The sequence below is a fragment of the bacterium genome, from assembly GCA_021372615.1.
GTDB lineage: Bacteria > Armatimonadota > Zipacnadia > Zipacnadales > UBA11051 > JAJFUB01.
In genome coordinates this window covers 161,760-177,253 of record JAJFUB010000092.1, presented here as the reverse complement: position 1 = coordinate 177,253, position 15,494 = coordinate 161,760, and the positions used below count along the sequence as shown (strand labels likewise).

General features: G+C 67.7%; 13 protein-coding genes, 5 tRNA genes and 1 pseudogene. 13 read left to right on the top strand and 6 right to left on the bottom strand.

What is annotated here, in order from left to right; genetic code table 11:
• Nucleotides 1–154: 154 nt before the first annotated feature.
• The 4 genes from LLH23_14535 to LLH23_14520 all read left to right on the top strand — a co-directional run bounded on the left by LLH23_14535 (nucleotide 155) and on the right by LLH23_14520 (nucleotide 4,375).
• Nucleotides 155–1,207, top strand: coding sequence for a L,D-transpeptidase family protein (locus tag LLH23_14535; protein MCE5239682.1), 1,053 nt, complete (start codon nucleotides 155–157; stop codon nucleotides 1,205–1,207).
• A 131-nt stretch (nucleotides 1,208–1,338) separates the two neighbouring features.
• Nucleotides 1,339–1,716 carry a holo-ACP synthase gene (gene acpS, locus LLH23_14530; GenBank protein MCE5239681.1) on the top strand — a complete coding sequence of 126 codons (378 nt, stop codon included), beginning with the start codon at nucleotides 1,339–1,341 and terminating at the stop codon, nucleotides 1,714–1,716.
• A 238-nt stretch (nucleotides 1,717–1,954) separates the two neighbouring features.
• Nucleotides 1,955–3,034, top strand: coding sequence for an LptF/LptG family permease (locus LLH23_14525; GenBank protein MCE5239680.1), 1,080 nt, complete (start codon nucleotides 1,955–1,957; stop codon nucleotides 3,032–3,034).
• Between the two features lie 90 nt (nucleotides 3,035–3,124).
• On the top strand, nucleotides 3,125–4,375 hold the full coding sequence (locus tag LLH23_14520; protein ID MCE5239679.1) for a serpin family protein: 1,251 nt from the start codon (nucleotides 3,125–3,127) through the stop codon (nucleotides 4,373–4,375).
• 123 nt (nucleotides 4,376–4,498) lie between these two features.
• Here LLH23_14520 and LLH23_14515 read toward each other — a convergent pair.
• The 5 genes from LLH23_14515 to LLH23_14495 form a co-directional block, all read right to left on the bottom strand.
• A tRNA-Cys gene (locus tag LLH23_14515) sits at nucleotides 4,499–4,574 on the bottom strand.
• Nucleotides 4,575–4,657: 83 nt separating this feature from the next.
• A tRNA-Gly gene (locus tag LLH23_14510) sits at nucleotides 4,658–4,733 on the bottom strand.
• Between the two features lie 67 nt (nucleotides 4,734–4,800).
• Nucleotides 4,801–4,876: transfer RNA gene (locus LLH23_14505), tRNA-Gly, on the bottom strand.
• A gap of 15 nt (nucleotides 4,877–4,891) precedes the next feature.
• A tRNA-Val gene (locus LLH23_14500) sits at nucleotides 4,892–4,968 on the bottom strand.
• Nucleotides 4,969–4,976: 8 nt separating this feature from the next.
• Nucleotides 4,977–5,064, bottom strand: a tRNA-Leu gene (locus tag LLH23_14495).
• A gap of 166 nt (nucleotides 5,065–5,230) precedes the next feature.
• On the opposite strand from LLH23_14495, the gene LLH23_14490 reads away from it, so the two are divergent.
• The 3 genes from LLH23_14490 (at nucleotide 5,231) to LLH23_14480 (ending at nucleotide 9,343) form a co-directional block, all read left to right on the top strand.
• Nucleotides 5,231–7,264, top strand: a complete 2,034-nt coding sequence (locus LLH23_14490) for a glycoside hydrolase family 20 zincin-like fold domain-containing protein (protein MCE5239678.1) — start codon at nucleotides 5,231–5,233, stop codon at nucleotides 7,262–7,264.
• Between the two features lie 75 nt (nucleotides 7,265–7,339).
• The gene (locus LLH23_14485) at nucleotides 7,340–7,561 is read left to right on the top strand and encodes a hypothetical protein (GenBank protein ID MCE5239677.1); all 222 of its coding nucleotides are present in this window, start codon (nucleotides 7,340–7,342) and stop codon (nucleotides 7,559–7,561) included.
• Nucleotides 7,562–7,609: 48 nt separating this feature from the next.
• Nucleotides 7,610–9,343, top strand: a complete 1,734-nt coding sequence (locus tag LLH23_14480) for a trypsin-like peptidase domain-containing protein (GenBank protein MCE5239676.1) — start codon at nucleotides 7,610–7,612, stop codon at nucleotides 9,341–9,343.
• A gap of 60 nt (nucleotides 9,344–9,403) precedes the next feature.
• Here the strand turns inward: LLH23_14480 and LLH23_14475 are convergent, their stop codons facing one another.
• Nucleotides 9,404–10,438 (bottom strand): uroporphyrinogen decarboxylase family protein, encoded by a 1,035-nt coding sequence (locus LLH23_14475; GenBank protein MCE5239675.1) that lies wholly within the window; start codon nucleotides 10,436–10,438, stop codon nucleotides 9,404–9,406.
• Nucleotides 10,439–10,842: 404 nt separating this feature from the next.
• Here LLH23_14475 and LLH23_14470 point away from each other — a divergent pair.
• The 6 genes and pseudogenes from LLH23_14470 (at nucleotide 10,843) to LLH23_14445 (ending at nucleotide 15,459) form a co-directional block, all read left to right on the top strand.
• Nucleotides 10,843–11,100 (top strand): annotated as a pseudogene (locus LLH23_14470) (NADH-quinone oxidoreductase subunit A).
• Nucleotides 11,101–11,270: 170 nt separating this feature from the next.
• A complete protein-coding gene (locus LLH23_14465) occupies nucleotides 11,271–11,795 on the top strand; it encodes an NADH-quinone oxidoreductase subunit B (GenBank protein ID MCE5239674.1) in 525 nt (174 codons plus the stop codon).
• Between the two features lie 35 nt (nucleotides 11,796–11,830).
• Nucleotides 11,831–12,403 carry an NADH-quinone oxidoreductase subunit C gene (locus LLH23_14460; protein MCE5239673.1) on the top strand — a complete coding sequence of 191 codons (573 nt, stop codon included), beginning with the start codon at nucleotides 11,831–11,833 and terminating at the stop codon, nucleotides 12,401–12,403.
• A 69-nt stretch (nucleotides 12,404–12,472) separates the two neighbouring features.
• On the top strand, nucleotides 12,473–13,585 hold the full coding sequence (locus LLH23_14455) for an NADH-quinone oxidoreductase subunit D (GenBank protein ID MCE5239672.1): 1,113 nt from the start codon (nucleotides 12,473–12,475) through the stop codon (nucleotides 13,583–13,585).
• Between the two features lie 82 nt (nucleotides 13,586–13,667).
• Complete coding sequence (gene nuoH / locus LLH23_14450; protein ID MCE5239671.1) at nucleotides 13,668–14,765, top strand: NADH-quinone oxidoreductase subunit NuoH; 1,098 nt, start codon at nucleotides 13,668–13,670, stop codon at nucleotides 14,763–14,765.
• A gap of 124 nt (nucleotides 14,766–14,889) precedes the next feature.
• A complete protein-coding gene (locus LLH23_14445) occupies nucleotides 14,890–15,459 on the top strand; it encodes an NADH-quinone oxidoreductase subunit I (GenBank protein ID MCE5239670.1) in 570 nt (189 codons plus the stop codon).
• Nucleotides 15,460–15,494: the final 35 nt, after the last annotated feature.

The window sequence follows — 15,494 nt, the reverse complement described above, 5'->3', positions numbered from 1 at the left end:
GGTCTCATACCCCACGCGGGGCGCATGACCGGCCCCCCATTGCAGGATGTCCACGGTTCTGGTAGGCTGCTTGCAGGAAACACTTCGTCCTGCGAGCAATAGGCACCTGCCTGCCGCGACCGACGCCGAGCCACTGGCTCCTAATGGGATCGCCATGAAGCAGCCCTGGCCGCATCGCTACCAGCTCTGGTTCCGCCTTAGCTTCCTCATCATCTTCTCCGGCCTGTGTTTCCTGGGGGTGCAGTTCGCGGACCTCGCCGCGCTGCAGTCCTTTGGTCCCGACGGTAACGCCCTGAGGGCTGCGGGGCTGGAGCCCGTGGCCTATGTGCCGGTCTCCAGACAGGCGCTACGCGGCGGCAACGGGACTGTGAGCGTGTTCGGTGGGCTGGCCCCGCCGGAGATGAAGGTCGCCGAGGTGGGGGATGGGGGCGACCTGGGCCGCCGCGCGCGCCGCATGTTGGCGACCTATCGGCCGTATGTCCTGGCCCAGGAGAAGGACGACATCGCTTACGTGGCCCTGGCGCCCGTGTTGGATGCCCTCGGCGGCGAGGTCAAGTGGAGTGAGGGCGACGTGCAGGGCAGCATCATCCTGCCCGATGCCCTCATCACCTTCACCCCCGGGGAGCCGGCGGCGTTGCGCAACTACAAGCCGCTGCCCCTGCCGGCGCCCGTGCTGGCCGAATACGGCCAGTTGCGCGCCCCGGTGAAGGTGCTCGAGCAGCTCTGCGAGGTCAAGATCCAGGCCAGCCGCGACGGCAATTGGTTCAAGCTCACGCGCGGGGACAAGAAGCTGTACGTGATCGTGCGCGAGCGCATGTACAGCATGGAGATCAGCCGTTCGGGGCGCTGGCTGCAGGTCTTCTTCCTGGGCCAGCCCATCAAGCAGTACCCGCTGTGCACCGGCGCCGGGGAGAACACCCCGGTCGGGCACTTCCATATCCAGAACAAAGCTGTGTGGCCGCCGTGGGAGGCGTACTGGGGCGAGCACATGCCCGGCGGCAGCTCGCGCAACCCGCTGGGGGCGCGCTGGCTGGGCACGACCGCCCGCGGGCGGGCTACCGGGCGCGTCATCGGCATCCATGGCACCAACCAGCCGTCGTCCATCGGGCGGCGGATCTCGGGCGGCTGCCTGCGCACCTACAACAGCAACGCCATCGAGCTGTACAACAACATACCAGTCGGCACACCCGTGTGGATACACGAATAGGGTGGAGGGTCGAGGGGCCAGGGTCAAGGGTAACGGCAACGGCCGGTGCAGGCCGTCCATGAGCCGCGCCCCGGATCGCCGTGGCTGTCGTTACCCTTAACCCTCGACCCTTGACCCCCAACCCTCACCCTATGATCCTCGGCATTGGCGTAGACATCTGTAACGTTCATCGGCTCTCGCAACTGCGCCTCAAGTATGGGGCGCGGTTCCTGGATCGCGTCTTCACCCCGGTGGAGCAGCAGCGGTGCGGCAACGGGCCCGCGTGTGACGAGCGCTATGCGGCGCGCTTCGCCGCCAAAGAGGCCTTCATGAAGGCCATCGGCACGGGGTGGGGGAGAGAGTTGACCTTCCTGGAGATCGAGGTCGCGACGGAGGACACGGGGCGGCCGGTGCTGTCGGTGTCGGGTGGGGCCAGGGAACTTGCCGACCGGACCGGGGTGTCCAACATCCACATTAGTCTCTCGCACGAACGCGACAACGCTGTGGCGTTTGTGGTGCTGGAGGACTGAGGACGGGAGCCGAGCGGCCGGAGCCCTGTGAGAGGCGGGGAAGCCGTGGGAGCGGTCACCGACCGCGACCGGCAGCCCGTCGCGGTCGGTGACCGCTCCCACAACCTCACGCGACCCGCAGCCGATCGCGGTCGGTGACCGCTCCCACAACTCCCTGCGACCGGCGGCCGATCGCGGTCGGTGACCGCTCCCACAGCCTCCCAGAGCTTCGCGCAGTGCCCACGGGTTCCACCCAACCATGCGACTCCTCGACCGCTACATCCTGGGCCAACTCGTCGTGCCCTTCCTCATCGGGTTGTTCGCCTTCGTCATCATCATGGTCGGCGACGTGGCGCGGCAGATGGGCTCGGCGTTCATGGGTGGGGAAGTGCCGCCCTGGCTCGTCCTCAAGTACCTGCTCTGCCACGTCCCCCATGCCGTCTCATGGTCCATGCCGGTCGGGACGGTGGTGGGCGTGGCGATGGTGGTGGCGCTACTGGCCAATCACGGGGAGATCACGGCGATACGCGCGGGGGGCGCCAGCTTCCCCCGGATCTGCCGCAGCCTCATTCTTGCCGGGGTCATCGCCAGCGGCGTCTCGCTGTACTGCGGGGAGTGCCTCGCTCCGCCGGCGTCGCGCAAGGCCCGCGAGGCCCTGGCCGAGATCGGCCTGGCGCAGCCCATCGTCCAGCAGGAGCGCAACGTCTTCTTCCGCGACCCGACGCAGCGTCGCATCTTCTACGTCGGCAACATGAACCCCAAGACCAACGAGTTGGAGCGCCTGACGATCTGGGGGCATGACGAGCAGAACCGCATCTGCAGCATCACCACGGCCGAGTGGGCCGAGGTGCGGGGCAACGTGTGGTACCTGCGCGAGGGGGCGACAGTGACGCTGGGCCCCACGGGCGACCAGGAGGGCTCGGTGGCGTACTTCGGCGAGCAGGAGATCAAGCTCCAGGCCGCCCTGCAGGACTACTACGCCTCCCGGCGAACGTCGTTTGAGATGAGCGCGGGGGAGCTGAGCGACATGATCGGCACGCTGGGCCCGGCGGGCAAGGACACCCAGCGGCTGCGGGTGCAGTATCACTTCAAGTACTCGATTCCGTTGGGCTGCCTCGTCTTCGCGCTCATCGCCGCCCCGATCAGCTTCCGTTTCGCGCGCTTCGGCAGCTTCGGGGGGATCGTGATTGCGGTCCTGATTGTCTTCCTGTACAACGGGGTGCGGAGCTGGACGCTGGCGTTCGGGCTGGCGGGGACGCTGGACCCGGCACTGGCGGGGTGGATCCCGGACGTGCTCTTCGGGGCGCTGGGGGTGGGTCTGCTGGCCAGGACGAAGTAACGAGCCGCAGCATCTGCTCCCGGGCGTCTCGTCAGCGTATGCCGACGGCTGACCGCGCAGCGGCAGTCGAGCGCTTGCCAGAGGTGTGCCATGTCAGAGCGAATGCTGATGGTTGCGCTGCTGGTTGTCCTCACCTTCGTCTGGGGGTGCAAGCCCGCCCAGACCGACCCGCCCAAGCCCCCTCCGCCACCGCCCGCGCCCGCCGGGGCGAGCATCGGCGACATGCCCGAGCGCACCACCCGCTTCGCCTTCGATCTGTTCAGCAAGCTCCAGGGCGAGCAGCCTGACGAAAACCTCTTCGTCTCGCCCCTGAGTGTTGCGATGGCGCTCAGCAGCGTCTACCACGGGGCCGGCGCCGACACCGCGTCGGCCATCGCCAAGACGATGGGCTGGGACGGCCTGAACGCCGGGCAGGTCGGCACTGCGCTGAAGGGACTCGCCGCGCAGTTGCAGGCCGCCGACCCAGAAGTCAAGCTGACCATCGCCGACTCACTGTGGGCCCGTGAGGATGTCACCTTCAAGCCCACGTTCCTCGAGGCGGTGAAGGCCACGCCGGACGTCCGGGTGGAGGCGCTCAACTTCGGCGACCCCGCCTCCGCCGGGATCATCAACAACTGGGTGAAGGACAAGACCGCTGGGCTCATCCCGGAGATCACCACCCCACAGGACCTCGCCGGTCTGTGGCTCATGGTCCTGGATGCCGTCTACTTCAAGGGTCGCTGGAGCGACGTCTTCAGTAAGGACGCCACGCAGGACGCCCCCTTCACGCTGCTGGACGGCTCGCAGCGGACCGTGCCGATGATGGCGCAGACCGGCGAGTTCGCCTATCAGGCCGGCGACCTCTTCCAGGCCATTCGCCTGCCGTACGGACGCGACCACCGGCTGGCGATGGTGGTCTTCCTGCCCGCCAAGCAGGTGGGACTGAAGGGCTTCCTGGCGGCCCTGAGCGCCGAGAAGTGGGCGCAATGGACCGGGGCCATGGCGGTGCGGGAGGGGACCATCAAGCTCCCGCGCTTCACGGCCAAGAACGACCGCAAGCTCAACGCCGCGCTGACGGCGCTGGGCATGGGCGTGGCGTTCGATCAGGCCAAAGCCGACTTCTCGGCCCTGTGCGACAGGAAGATGTGGATAGACCTCGTGCGGCAGAAGTCCTACCTGAAGGTGGACGAGGAAGGCACGGAGGCCGCTGCAGTGACCCAGGTGGGGATGGTCGGCGCCGCCGCCCCGCCGCCGGGCGAGCCGTTCGAGATGGTGGTGGACCGCCCGTTCTTCCTGGCCATCACGGACCGGGACACGCAGACGATCCTGTTCATGGGGGCCATCGTCGCGCCGGAGGAGTAGACGTTGCCGTAGGAGCGCCGGCTTCCAGCCGGCACAGGCCGTTCGCCAGCAGGATGCTGGCGGTCCTACGACAGGGGGAGAAACGGAAACGCCCGGCCGATGGGTCGGGCGTTTCGCAAGGGTTGGAGGCGGCAACGGGAGTTGAACCCGTGAATAACGGTTTTGCAGACCGTCGCCTTAGCCACTTGGCTATGCCGCCAGGCGGTGCCTCGCACCGGGTGCTACAAAAAGGCGAGCCGACCTCAGCCGCTGCTGCGGCCCATTCCGGCTCGCCGAATTATCTGGAGCGGAAGACCGGATTCGAACCGGCGACCTTCTCCTTGGCAAGGAGGCGCTCTACCAGCTGAGCTACTTCCGCTCGTCAACGACAGGCGCTCAATATAGCACAATCCGCCGCGCAGTTCAACGCCTGTTTGTGGTCAGAATGGAGCGGGAAACCGGACTCGAACCGGCGACACCCAGCTTGGGAAGCTGGTGCTCTACCAACTGAGCTATTCCCGCGCTCCGGGTTGTCAATGGTGGGCGGTACTGGACTTGAACCAGTGAACCTATTGCGTGTGAAGCAATCGCTCTACCAGCTGAGCTAACCGCCCACATTCCCTGGTGCCGAGGGCGGGACTCGAACCCGCACGAAGCCAAGGCTCACTAGCCCCTCAAGCTAGCGTGTCTACCAATTCCACCACCTCGGCAGTGAGCGACAGTTTACCAAACTTCTCCTGGCGTGTCAACGCACACCACCGCCTGGTTGGGTGTCGCGTGCAGGCCACGCGAAGCAGGATTCCTCCCCCTGCCGACCAAGTTACAGCCCCAGGACGGATTCGTGCCACTACCGCCCGTGCACGCTCGGAGGTCGCCATGAGTCTCCTGCTGCCCCGACCCAAGCAGTTCACGCCGCATTCCGGCTTTCTATCGCTGCAGCTTCCGGGCGGGGCAGCCCCGCGGCCGGGCGATCTGCGGCGCCGGCTCCCGGCCGGCTCCTTCGCGCGGGTGGCGGAGGGTGACCTCCCGGACTGCCCCCCGCCGGGGCGCGAGGAGTGCTACCGTCTGATCGTGAGCCCGACCGCCGTGCAGGCGGCAGCGGCCACCGAGGAGGGGCTGCTGCGCGCCGAGGCGACGCTGCTGCAACTGCTCGAGGCCGGCCCGGACGGCTGGCGGTTGCCCTGCTGCGAGGTCGTGGACTGGCCCGATGTGCGGTTCCGCTGCGCTGCCGACTGGCTGCTGAACTGCGAGATCAACCGCTGGGGGTATGACTGGGGCGACGGGCCGGAGGCCTTCGTGGCCCGCGTCGAGCGCAAGCTGGACCTGTGCTTCCGCCACAAGATCAACCAGGTGTGGTTCGACGGCTTCGGGTGGGATGTGGCGCGGACGCCGCACTACGCCGAGGTGGTACGCGCGTGCAATCGCATGGCGCGGGCGCGGGGGATCCGCCTGACCTTCGCCGGCTACGGGGGCGGATACGGCACCTCCTATCAGAAGTCCGAGCTGTACCGGTGCGGGTATCAGGGGCAGGTCTTCCTGAACCGCCGGCCCTGGCCGGAGGGAGAGGTGTACCAGTGCCGGGGGCTGGAAAGCTCCGAGGGGCGGCAGTACGGCTCGTGCCTGTGCAGCGAGGGGCTGGCGGCGGCCAAAGTGGCCGAGATGCGGCGCTTCGTCGAGACCATCGAGCCGGGGTTCATGTACATCCACGACATTGACAGCGGCACCTGGGCGGCCAGCGAGCAGAGCTGGCGGATGCGCTGCGACGAGTGCCGCCGACGCTGGCCCAGCGATGAGCTGACCGACCCGCAGGGCATGGCCGGGGCGCTGGCGCACTGGTTCGGCTTCGTGGCCCGGCACCTGCGGCAGGTGCGGACGGACGACTATGACGCCGCGCGCGACCTCACGCTGATCTTCGTCTCGCCGCTGTACGGCGCCGCGCATGAGAGCGACGAGACCTGGCGGCACGAGATCGCCTGCTTCCGGCTCATCAGCGAGCTGATCGGGCCCGTCCCAGGGGTGCAGTTCGGGTTCCGCGAGCAGTTCCTCAACACCAACAGGTCGCCCCGGCTGGCTCAACTGGCTGCGGCGTTTGACACCGTTGGCCACGGCCACGGCGCCCATGTCATCGCCTTCAGCGGCGGCGACAACTACACCAGCGACGACCTGTGCAACCTCTCCGGCGGGCTGAGCCCGCTGTACCAGGGGGCACAGTCGGTCTGCCTGTCCAACGGGGGCGTCCACGAGGAGCCGGTGCAGGTGCTGAACGCCGAGTGCCTCTGGAACGCCGCCGAGCCACATTTCGGCATGAACCTGCTGGACCCCGACGAGGTCCAGGAGCTATATCACCGGCTGCAGCGAGGGGAATACCGCCCGGCAGACGTGTTCGCGGAGGGGGGAGTGTTCCAGAGCGTGTGCCGCAGCCTATGGGGCGCGGAGGCAGGCGACTGCATGTGGCGGGCCTACCTGGCTGGCGGGGACACCGGGCAGGGCCCCGTCAGTCGTGTGTGGTGGGTCGTGACGCGCGAGGTGCGCCGCTTCAAGGGGGATCTGGCCGGAGCCGGGCAGAGCTGGGACGAGGTGTCGGAGCAGTGGCGGCAGCGGGTGGAGAGCACCCTGGGCGCACTGGGGTGGGCCAGGCAAGCGGCGGCCCTGTCAGATGACGAGGGCATCCACGCCTTCGTGCGCGGACTGGAGATGGGGGAGAGGTTCGCGCGGGTGGTGCAGGCGCTGGCCGAGTACCGGGCGACAGGGGCGGCGGAGGCACTGGCTGAGGCTCGCGACAGGCTGGCGGGGCTCCGTGAGCACCTCGCGGGGCTCACGCTGGCGCCGACAGACGTGCTGGGCGGAGACCCCGGGTGCTGGGAGGAGACGCTGGTAGCCCTCACGGAAGCGGCGGCAGGAGAGCAATAGCCTGCAGCGGCGCAGGAATCGGGCCCCACACGTCGAATACGCGGCACGGCCTGTTGCGCAGGAGGATGCCACCGAATGGGATTCGTTAGTCGAGCCATGCGAACGGTGTGGGGCGTGACTGCGCTGCTGGCATGCGGCGCGGCCATCGGGCAGACCACTGCCAGCCCGCCGGTGCCGCCCGCAGCTACCTCGTCGCAGCACCTGACCACCACCATCGTCATCGGGGCGGCGGTTCTCTCCCTCATCGCCATCGTGGTCGCCCTGGCGACGCGCCGGAGACCCTCACCACCGCAGTAGGCCTGTCGCGTCGGTCGCGCTCACACAGACATAGGAAGGGATGGGACCATGTCACCACTGAGGAGAGCGGGTCTGCTGGTGTCTCTGATGGTTGTGGGGGTGGTGCTGGCGGCCGGCGCACCGGCGCTGGCGGGACAGGGGGCCTCGCCGGCGGTCAACGAGGTCTTTGACTTCGCCAAGCCCGCGACGGTGATGGTCGTGGCGGTCTACAGCGCGGAGCTGTCCGTGCCCGCCAACTCGCACGTCCCGCAGGCCAAGGTGCAGGAACTGCAGCGCGAGCTGGTCGCGAAGGTCCAGGCCGGCGAGCTGCCGGCCAACGAGAGCGCCCTGAAGAAGGCGGCGCTGGAGGCCTTCCTCGCCGATCCCCTCTACTACCTGGTCCCCAGCGAAGAGCGCGAGACCCACGAGCGCACGATGTCCGGTCAGGGCTCGGGCTTCTTTGTCACGCCCGACGGCTACTGCGTGACCAATGCCCACGTGGTGAGCGCCGACCAGGACGAACTGAAGAAACAGTTCGTCATGTCCGTGCTCTCCGATCTGGTGGACAAGACCGTCTCCGAACTCAAGCAGGCCTTCCCGGAGGAAGTCACCGAGGACGTCATCGAGAAGCTGAAGGTCGCGACGGTCAAGTGGTATGTGGAGTACATGCAACTGGAGAGCCTGACGACCGAGTACCTCGTGCTGACGGGCGTGGCAGTGCCCGGGAAGGGCGCCGAGAAGAAGGGCCTGAAGGCCGAGTTGGTGACCAAGGGGGACATGGACGCGAGCAAGGATGTGGCGATCCTGAAGGTCGAGGCCAAGAACCTGCCCACCTTGCCCATCGGCGATGACAGCACGCTCAAGACCGGCGACCCGATCCACTGCATCGGCTATCCGGCGGCCGCTACTTTCCAGCCCTGGGCCGACGAAGCCGCTACCATCCAGGCGACGTGCACCAGCGGCAGCATGAGCGCCCGCAAGACCTGGAGTGGCGGGGTCGAGGTCATCCAGACCGATGCCGCCATCACCCATGGCAACAGCGGCGGCCCGGCGCTGGACAAGAACGGGAACGTCATCGGCCTGACCACATGGGGCGCCACCGCCGAGCAGCAGACCGCCCAGGGCGATGTGGTGCAGACCGAGGTCCAGGGCATGAACTTCCTGGTGCCCATCAGCGTGGTCAAGCAGTTCCTGGACCGCAGCAATGTCAAGCCCCAGGTCAGCCTCGTCACCGAGTTGTACCGCAAGGCTGTTCACAAGATGAACCAGCAGCACTTCAAGTCGGCCATGAAGCTGCTGTCGCAGATCAACGCGCTGTACCCCGGCTCGCCGTACACCGAGGAGTACATCTCGGCCGCCCAGAAGGGCATCAGCGAGGGCAAGGACAAGAGCTACATGGAGTGGCTGCCGGCGGTCCTGGGTGTGGTCGTGGTGCTGGTGCTGGTGGTGGGCGGCGTGATCGTCTGCGTCTCGCGGAAGCGGCGCGTCCCGGTCGCCGCTCCGGCGGCGCCAGGCCTCCCCATGGCGCCGCCACCTGCCCCACGGGTCATCGCCTCGCAGGCGACGCCGCTGCCGCCCGCCGCGCCTGCCCCGCCTGTCCCGGCGCCTCCGCCGGCTCCGACGCCGACCGTGGCGGCCCCCCCACCGCCTCCGCCGCCACCGGTGAGCCCGGCCGCACAGCCCGCTGCGCCGCCAGCAGCCCCGCCTGCTGCTCCCCCGGCCGCACCGCCGGCAGCGCCACCCGGTGCCCCGCCGGCGGCGGGGCCGACGCAGCCTGCGGAGCGCGATGAGGGGATCGAGTAGGCGGCACGTTCGCTACGACACACACAGCCGGGAGGCTCCGTTCGGAGCCTCCCGGCTCTGCTACTCAAACTCCCTCGCCACCTCGATGAACGCCCGGATGTTCGCCTCGGGCACCCCCCGGCACAGCTCGACGAGCATCGTCTGTGCCCCCTCGGCCACCATCTCCCGATAGCGCGCCTGGATCGCCTCCGGCGTAGAGTGCAGCATCTCCGCACTCGTCTTCATCTGCACCAGGAAGGGGATATGGAGCACCTCGCGGCAGTCGGCGATGGTCAGGTACGGGTCGGTGCCGACGTCAATATAGCCCCAGCCGTGCTCCTGTAGGATCGCCAGGTGGGGCTGGCGGAGCAGCTCGGTGTGGATGGTCTTGCGGGTGGCGCCGAAGTGGTCGGCGATCTGGAGCATGTACTGCACGTCGCAGTCGTAGTACAGATTGGGACCCAGGAGGCCGCCGTAGTCGTCAGTGAAGCCGAGGGAGTCCTGCGGCGCGTGCCAGTCGGGCGGCATGTGCCGGCTGGAAGCCGGCGCTCCTACGACCGACAGGGCGAACTCGCGCTGGCGGATGCTGGTCTCCGTCAGCGTCTGCAGGAAGCGGTGGGCGAGGTCCGGGTGGTCCACGAGATCGAGCAGAAAGCCCTCGCCGCGCAGCAGGACCGCCGTCGTGAAGGGGGCCTGGCTGCCACCGGTGAAGCCCACGCTGACGCCCTCCGGGGCGTGGGCCCGCATCCACGCGTAGAACTCCAGGGCGCGCGGGAAGGTGCCCGCCCGGCTCATGTCCTCGGGCACGGTCAGGGCGGCGGCTTCCTGGGTGCTGGCGATGGGGTGGCCCCGGGGAGCGGGGACCTGATCCTCGAAGACCTCAAACTCGAGACCGAAGACGGAGCCCGTCAGGTAGGTTGTGAAATCTGGCACAATGTGCTTGCTTGGGGGCAGGCCGTAGCGCTCGTGGAAGGTCCGGGGACCCCGAAGCTGGACGTCCATCTGCACTGCAGGACTGCTGTGGTACGCACTCATGGTGGCACCACAGACCTCGCAGTAGACCTCGGGCGGCACAGCGATAGACCAGGGGATACGGGGCATGCAGGCGCTCCTGATGGCTCTGGGGGGTTATGTGACGTTTTCACAAGGTGGCTTCGACAGCCTGGCGCTGTGGACCTCCCGGGCTGCCCGGGCTGGTCCGCAGGGGCTGGCGTCGGGCCCCTCCGGTTGACACCACCCGACTCGCGCGGCTATACTGAGGCCGCTCGCACGCGACACGGACCGGTGCCCTCGCTCGTTCTCCGGCCCGTGTTCCTCTGACAGCCGCCGCAACGGTGGCTGCCGTCCGCGATAGTGCCACCACCTGGCCGGCTGCCCCGGTCCCGCCGTTGGAGACTTAGATGGCGCTTACCTACGGCCCCGTCGCCGTCATCACAGCTCTCGCCGCAGCTCTGGCAGTCGCCTCCCTGGTGGTGGCCTGGATTGTCCGCCCCCACGACCCCTACGCCGCAAAGCGCGAGACCTACGAGTGCGGCCTGACCCCCATCGGTGAAGCCTGGGGCCAGTTCTATGTCCGCTACTACCTGATCGCCCTGGTGTTCGTCGTCTTCGACGTGGAGGCGATCTTCCTCTTCCCGTGGGCTGTGGTCTTCAAGCGCCTGAGCGCGCCCGACATGATGGGCCTGTGGCCCGTGGTGGAGGTCGGCGTTTTCATCCTGATCCTGCTGGTAGGGTTGGCGTACGTCTGGCGGAAGGGGGACCTGGAATGGACCCGCTAGACTTCAACCCCGAGCAGAAGATCGCGGAGATCAACCGCCGCATTGACGACAAGCTCGAGCAGCTTCGCGATGTGAACCTGTACGAGAAGCTGAAGCTGGAGAAGCTGGAGAAGTACCGGGTGGACGAGCCGCTACGGCGCGTGGCCCGGCGGTTCTCCGAGCAGCCGCTGATGGTGCGCTTCTTCAGCCTGGTGGACCACGTCTTCAACGTCTCGCGGGCCTGCTCGCTGTGGCCGATGCAGTTCGGCCTGGCCTGCTGCGCCATCGAGATGATGGCCACGAACGCCTCCCGCCACGACCTGGACCGCTTCGGCATCATCCCCCGCGCCACGCCCCGGCAGTCCGACGTGATGATCGTCGCCGGGACGCTGAGCGTGAAGATGGCGCCGGTATTGGAGAAGCTGTACCACCAGATGCCCGAGCCGCGCTATGTGCTGGCCATGGGCAACTGCGCGGTCAGCGGCGGGCGCTTCCACCAGCACGCTTACTCGGTCGTGAAAGGCGTGGACCGGGTCGTGCCAGTGGATATCTACGTGCCGGGCTGCCCGCCGCGGCCCGAGCAGCTCATTGACGGCCTGCTGGCCCTGCACAAGAAGATGCGGGGCGAGTCGGTCCGCGATCCCTCGCCCGAGGCGGGCGAGAAGCAAGCCGGGAGCGGGTACCGCACCATCATCACACCGGATGCTGCCCGCTAGCCGAATCGCCTTGCGCCGAACCAGGAGTGTGTCACGTGTCACAGACGCCGAACCCCGAGTGCGCCGGCAGCGCCCCACCCGAAGCGGCTCTGCAGGCCCGCCTGCAGCAGCTTCGTGAGGACTTCGCCGACACACTGCTCGATCATACTGTCTCCGAGCGCGAGATGGACTTCACCGTGGCGCCCGAGGCCCTCGCGGACTTCGTGGGCGCCCTGCGCCGCTCCGTACTGCCCCCGCAGCACTGCTTCTGCGACGCCTGCGCCGTCGAGCGCCCTGACAGCATCGAGGCCGTCTACCGCCTGTCGCTGCTGATGGAGCCCCGGCGGGTCACCATCCGTACCCGCATGCCGCGCCACAAGCCGGTGCTGCCAACCCTGTCGCACCTGTACAAGGGGGCCCTGTGGCCGGAGCGGGAGCTGGCCGAGATGTTCGGCGTGCAGATCGAGGGCCATCCGGACCTGCGGCACTTGCTGCTGCCCAATGACTGCGAGGGCTACCCGCTGCGCAAGGACTACCAGGTCCCACTGGACCACCCGTACCTGGCGCCGGACCCGCTGCGGGAGGACCCGGGGCAGGTGCTGCGTGCCGAGGGGACTGCGGAGAGCTAAGCCGAGGCGGGGTTGCGCCATCCGGGACGAACGGCGGGCCGGCTGGTAGCCGGCCGCTCCAGACGACACATGAGTGAAGAGACAGTCGGGACAACTGACGAGCTTCTGGTCAACATGGGCCCCCAGCACCCCGCTACCCACGGTGTGCTGCGGGTGGCCCTGAGGCTCGACGGCGAGAAGGTGCTGGGGGCCGACCCCGACATCGGCTACCTGCACTCCTCGATGGAGAAGATCGCCGAGTGCGTCGAGTACCGGCAGTACGTGCCCTACGCCGACCGTTTCGACTACCTGAACGGCATGGGCAACGAGTTGTGCTACGTGCGGGCCGTCGAGCGCCTGGCGGGGATCACCGTGACGCCGCGCTGCGAGTACCTGCGGGTCATCATGGCGGAGCTGAACCGCCTGGCGAGCCACCTGCTGTACTTCGCCGCCATCGGCATTGACCTGGGCGCCACGACCGCCTTCCTGTACACCTTCCGCGAGAGAGAGCTGATCCTCGACCTGTTCGAGTGGGTCTGTGGCCAGCGCCTGTTGTACCACTACCTACGCGTCGGCGGGGTCCGCAACGACCTGCCCGACGGCTGGGCGGAGAAGGCCGTCGAGGTACTCGACCTGCTGCCGGAACGGTTCGAGGAGTATGACGACCTGCTGACCCGTAACCGCATCTTTGTCGGGCGGACGCGGGGCGTAGGCGTGATCTCGGCCGATGATGCCCTGCAGTACGGACTGACCGGCCCGTGCCTGCGGGCCTGCGGCATACCCTACGACCTGCGCAAGCTGGATGGCTACGGGGCCTACCCGGACTTGGACTTCGAGGTGTGCGTCGAGGAGGGCGGGGACTGCCTGGCGCGTCACCTGGTGCGCATCCGCGAGCTGCGCGAGAGCGTCAAGATCATCCGCCAGGCCCTGGACAAGCTGCCCGAGGGCGATGTCAACGTCCCGGTGCCGCGGAAGCTGAAGATCGAGCCGGGCGAGGTGTACGAGCGCGTGGAGTCGCCCCGGGGCGAGGTGGGCTGCTATCTCGTCGCCGACGGCAGCGACAAGCCCTGGCGAATGCACTGGCGAGCCCCGTCCTTCTACAATCTGTCGGCTCTGGACACCATGTGTACCGGCGGCTGGATGGCCGACATGGTGGCCGTGATCGCCAGTACGGATATCGTGCTGGGAGATGTGGATCGGTAGCAACGGCGAGTGGCAAGTGCCATGTGGCAAGTCAGGGCCGTTGCCCTTGACCCTCGCCCCTGAACCCTAGACCCTGATACTCATGTCCGACCTTCTCTTCACAACCGGCGCCGCCCTGGGTGAGTGGTTCGTTCGCCTGCTCACCGGCTGGGGTGTGCCTCCTGAATGGGCCAAGATCATCTGCGAGGTCTTCGCCTGGGGCATCGGTGGCGTGTGGGCGCTGGTGGTCATCATGCTGGCCGCCCTGGTGTTCATCTACCTGGAGCGGAAGGTCGCCGGGTACATCCAGAGCCGTCTGGGCCCCACGCGCTGCGGGCCGGCGGGCATCTTGCAGTCCTTCCCGGACGCGCTGAAGCTGCTGCTCAAGGAAGACATCATCCCGGCTGATGCCGACAAGCTGCTGCACTGGCTGGGGCCGGTCGTGTTTCTGGTCGCGGGGGCGCTGGCGTTTGTGGTGATCCCCTGGGACCGCGGGCGGACCACGGCCGGGCTCATGGACGCCAACATCGGCCTGCTGTTCGCCGCGGCGGTGTCGTCGCTGGCCATCGTGGGGATCATCACCGGTGGCTGGGGCTCGAACAACAAATGGTCGCTGCTGGGCGCCATTCGCGGCGCCGCGCAGATGGTCTCGTACGAGGTGCCGATGCTGCTGGCGCTGCTGTGCATCGTCATGCAGTCGCAGACGCTCTCGATGGTGGGGATCGTGGAGACCCAGCACGGGGGCTTCGGGCACTGGAACATCGTGCGGCCCTGGCTGTGGCTGCCGATGCTCATCTTCATCATCTGCAGCATCGCCGAAGTCAACCGGACGCCCTTCGACCTGCCCGAGGCCGAGAGCGAGCTGGTCTCCGGCTACCACACCGAGTACTCCGGCATGAAGTTTGCCCTGTACTTCCTGGGCGAATACGGGAACGTCTACCTGGTCTCGCTCATCTTCACGGTACTCTTCCTGGGCGGCTGGCAGTCGCCGCTGGGCAACCCGGACCCGCTCTGTCTGCCGGGGCTGCTGTGGCTGCTGGGGAAGGCCTTCGTGTTCGTGCTCGTCCTGATGTGGGTGCGCTGGACATTGCCCCGCCTGCGGGTGGATCAGCTCATGGCGATGTCATGGAAGCTGCTCATCCCGGCGGGATTCATCGCGCTGGCCATCGTGACGGGAGTCGTCCTGGCCGGCTGGGCCTAGGCTTAGGCCGCGTGGGCGGGCGTGTCCTCACGCCCGCAGGCATGTTGCGCCGGTACGCCCGACACTCTTGTCGGGCGCTACACGGGGCGTGCCCGACAGGAGTGTCGGGCGTACCATCGATATCATGTCCGAACAGATCCGTCGTCCACAATCTGCCTGGGAGTTACTCGGCGACATCGGCTACGGGGCCCTGAGCGTCTGCAAGGGCCTATGGCTGACCCTGCGGGTGCTGTTCCGGCCCAAGGTGACGCACCAGTACCCCTTCAAGCACCACCCGGAGAAGGACTGGGTGCCGGCGCCGGGCTACCGGGGCGACTTCGCGCTCATCGCCGATCCCGAGCGGCCCGGCGGGACGCGCTGCATCGCTTGCATGGCGTGCCAGAAGGCCTGCCCCGACGAGTGCATCCACATCACCGCCGAGGGGAAGGGCAAGGAGCGCCACCCGGTGGAGTTCTACGTGGACGCGGGGCTGTGCATGTACTGCTGGCTGTGTGTCGAGGCCTGCCCGGTCGGGGCGCTGACCATGACGCGCGAGTACCACAATGTGGAATATGACCCCAGGAAGCTCATCCGCGACCTGGCGGACCTGAAGGCGCGCGGACAGGGCATTCCTGAGCCCGAAGTGCCTGTGTCTCCAGAGAAGACGACACTGGCCTCAGGCAAGAAGAAGGCGCCTGGCGGGGACGAGAGTTAGGGGAGGGGCCGGCTATCAGCCGGCCCAGGGAACAG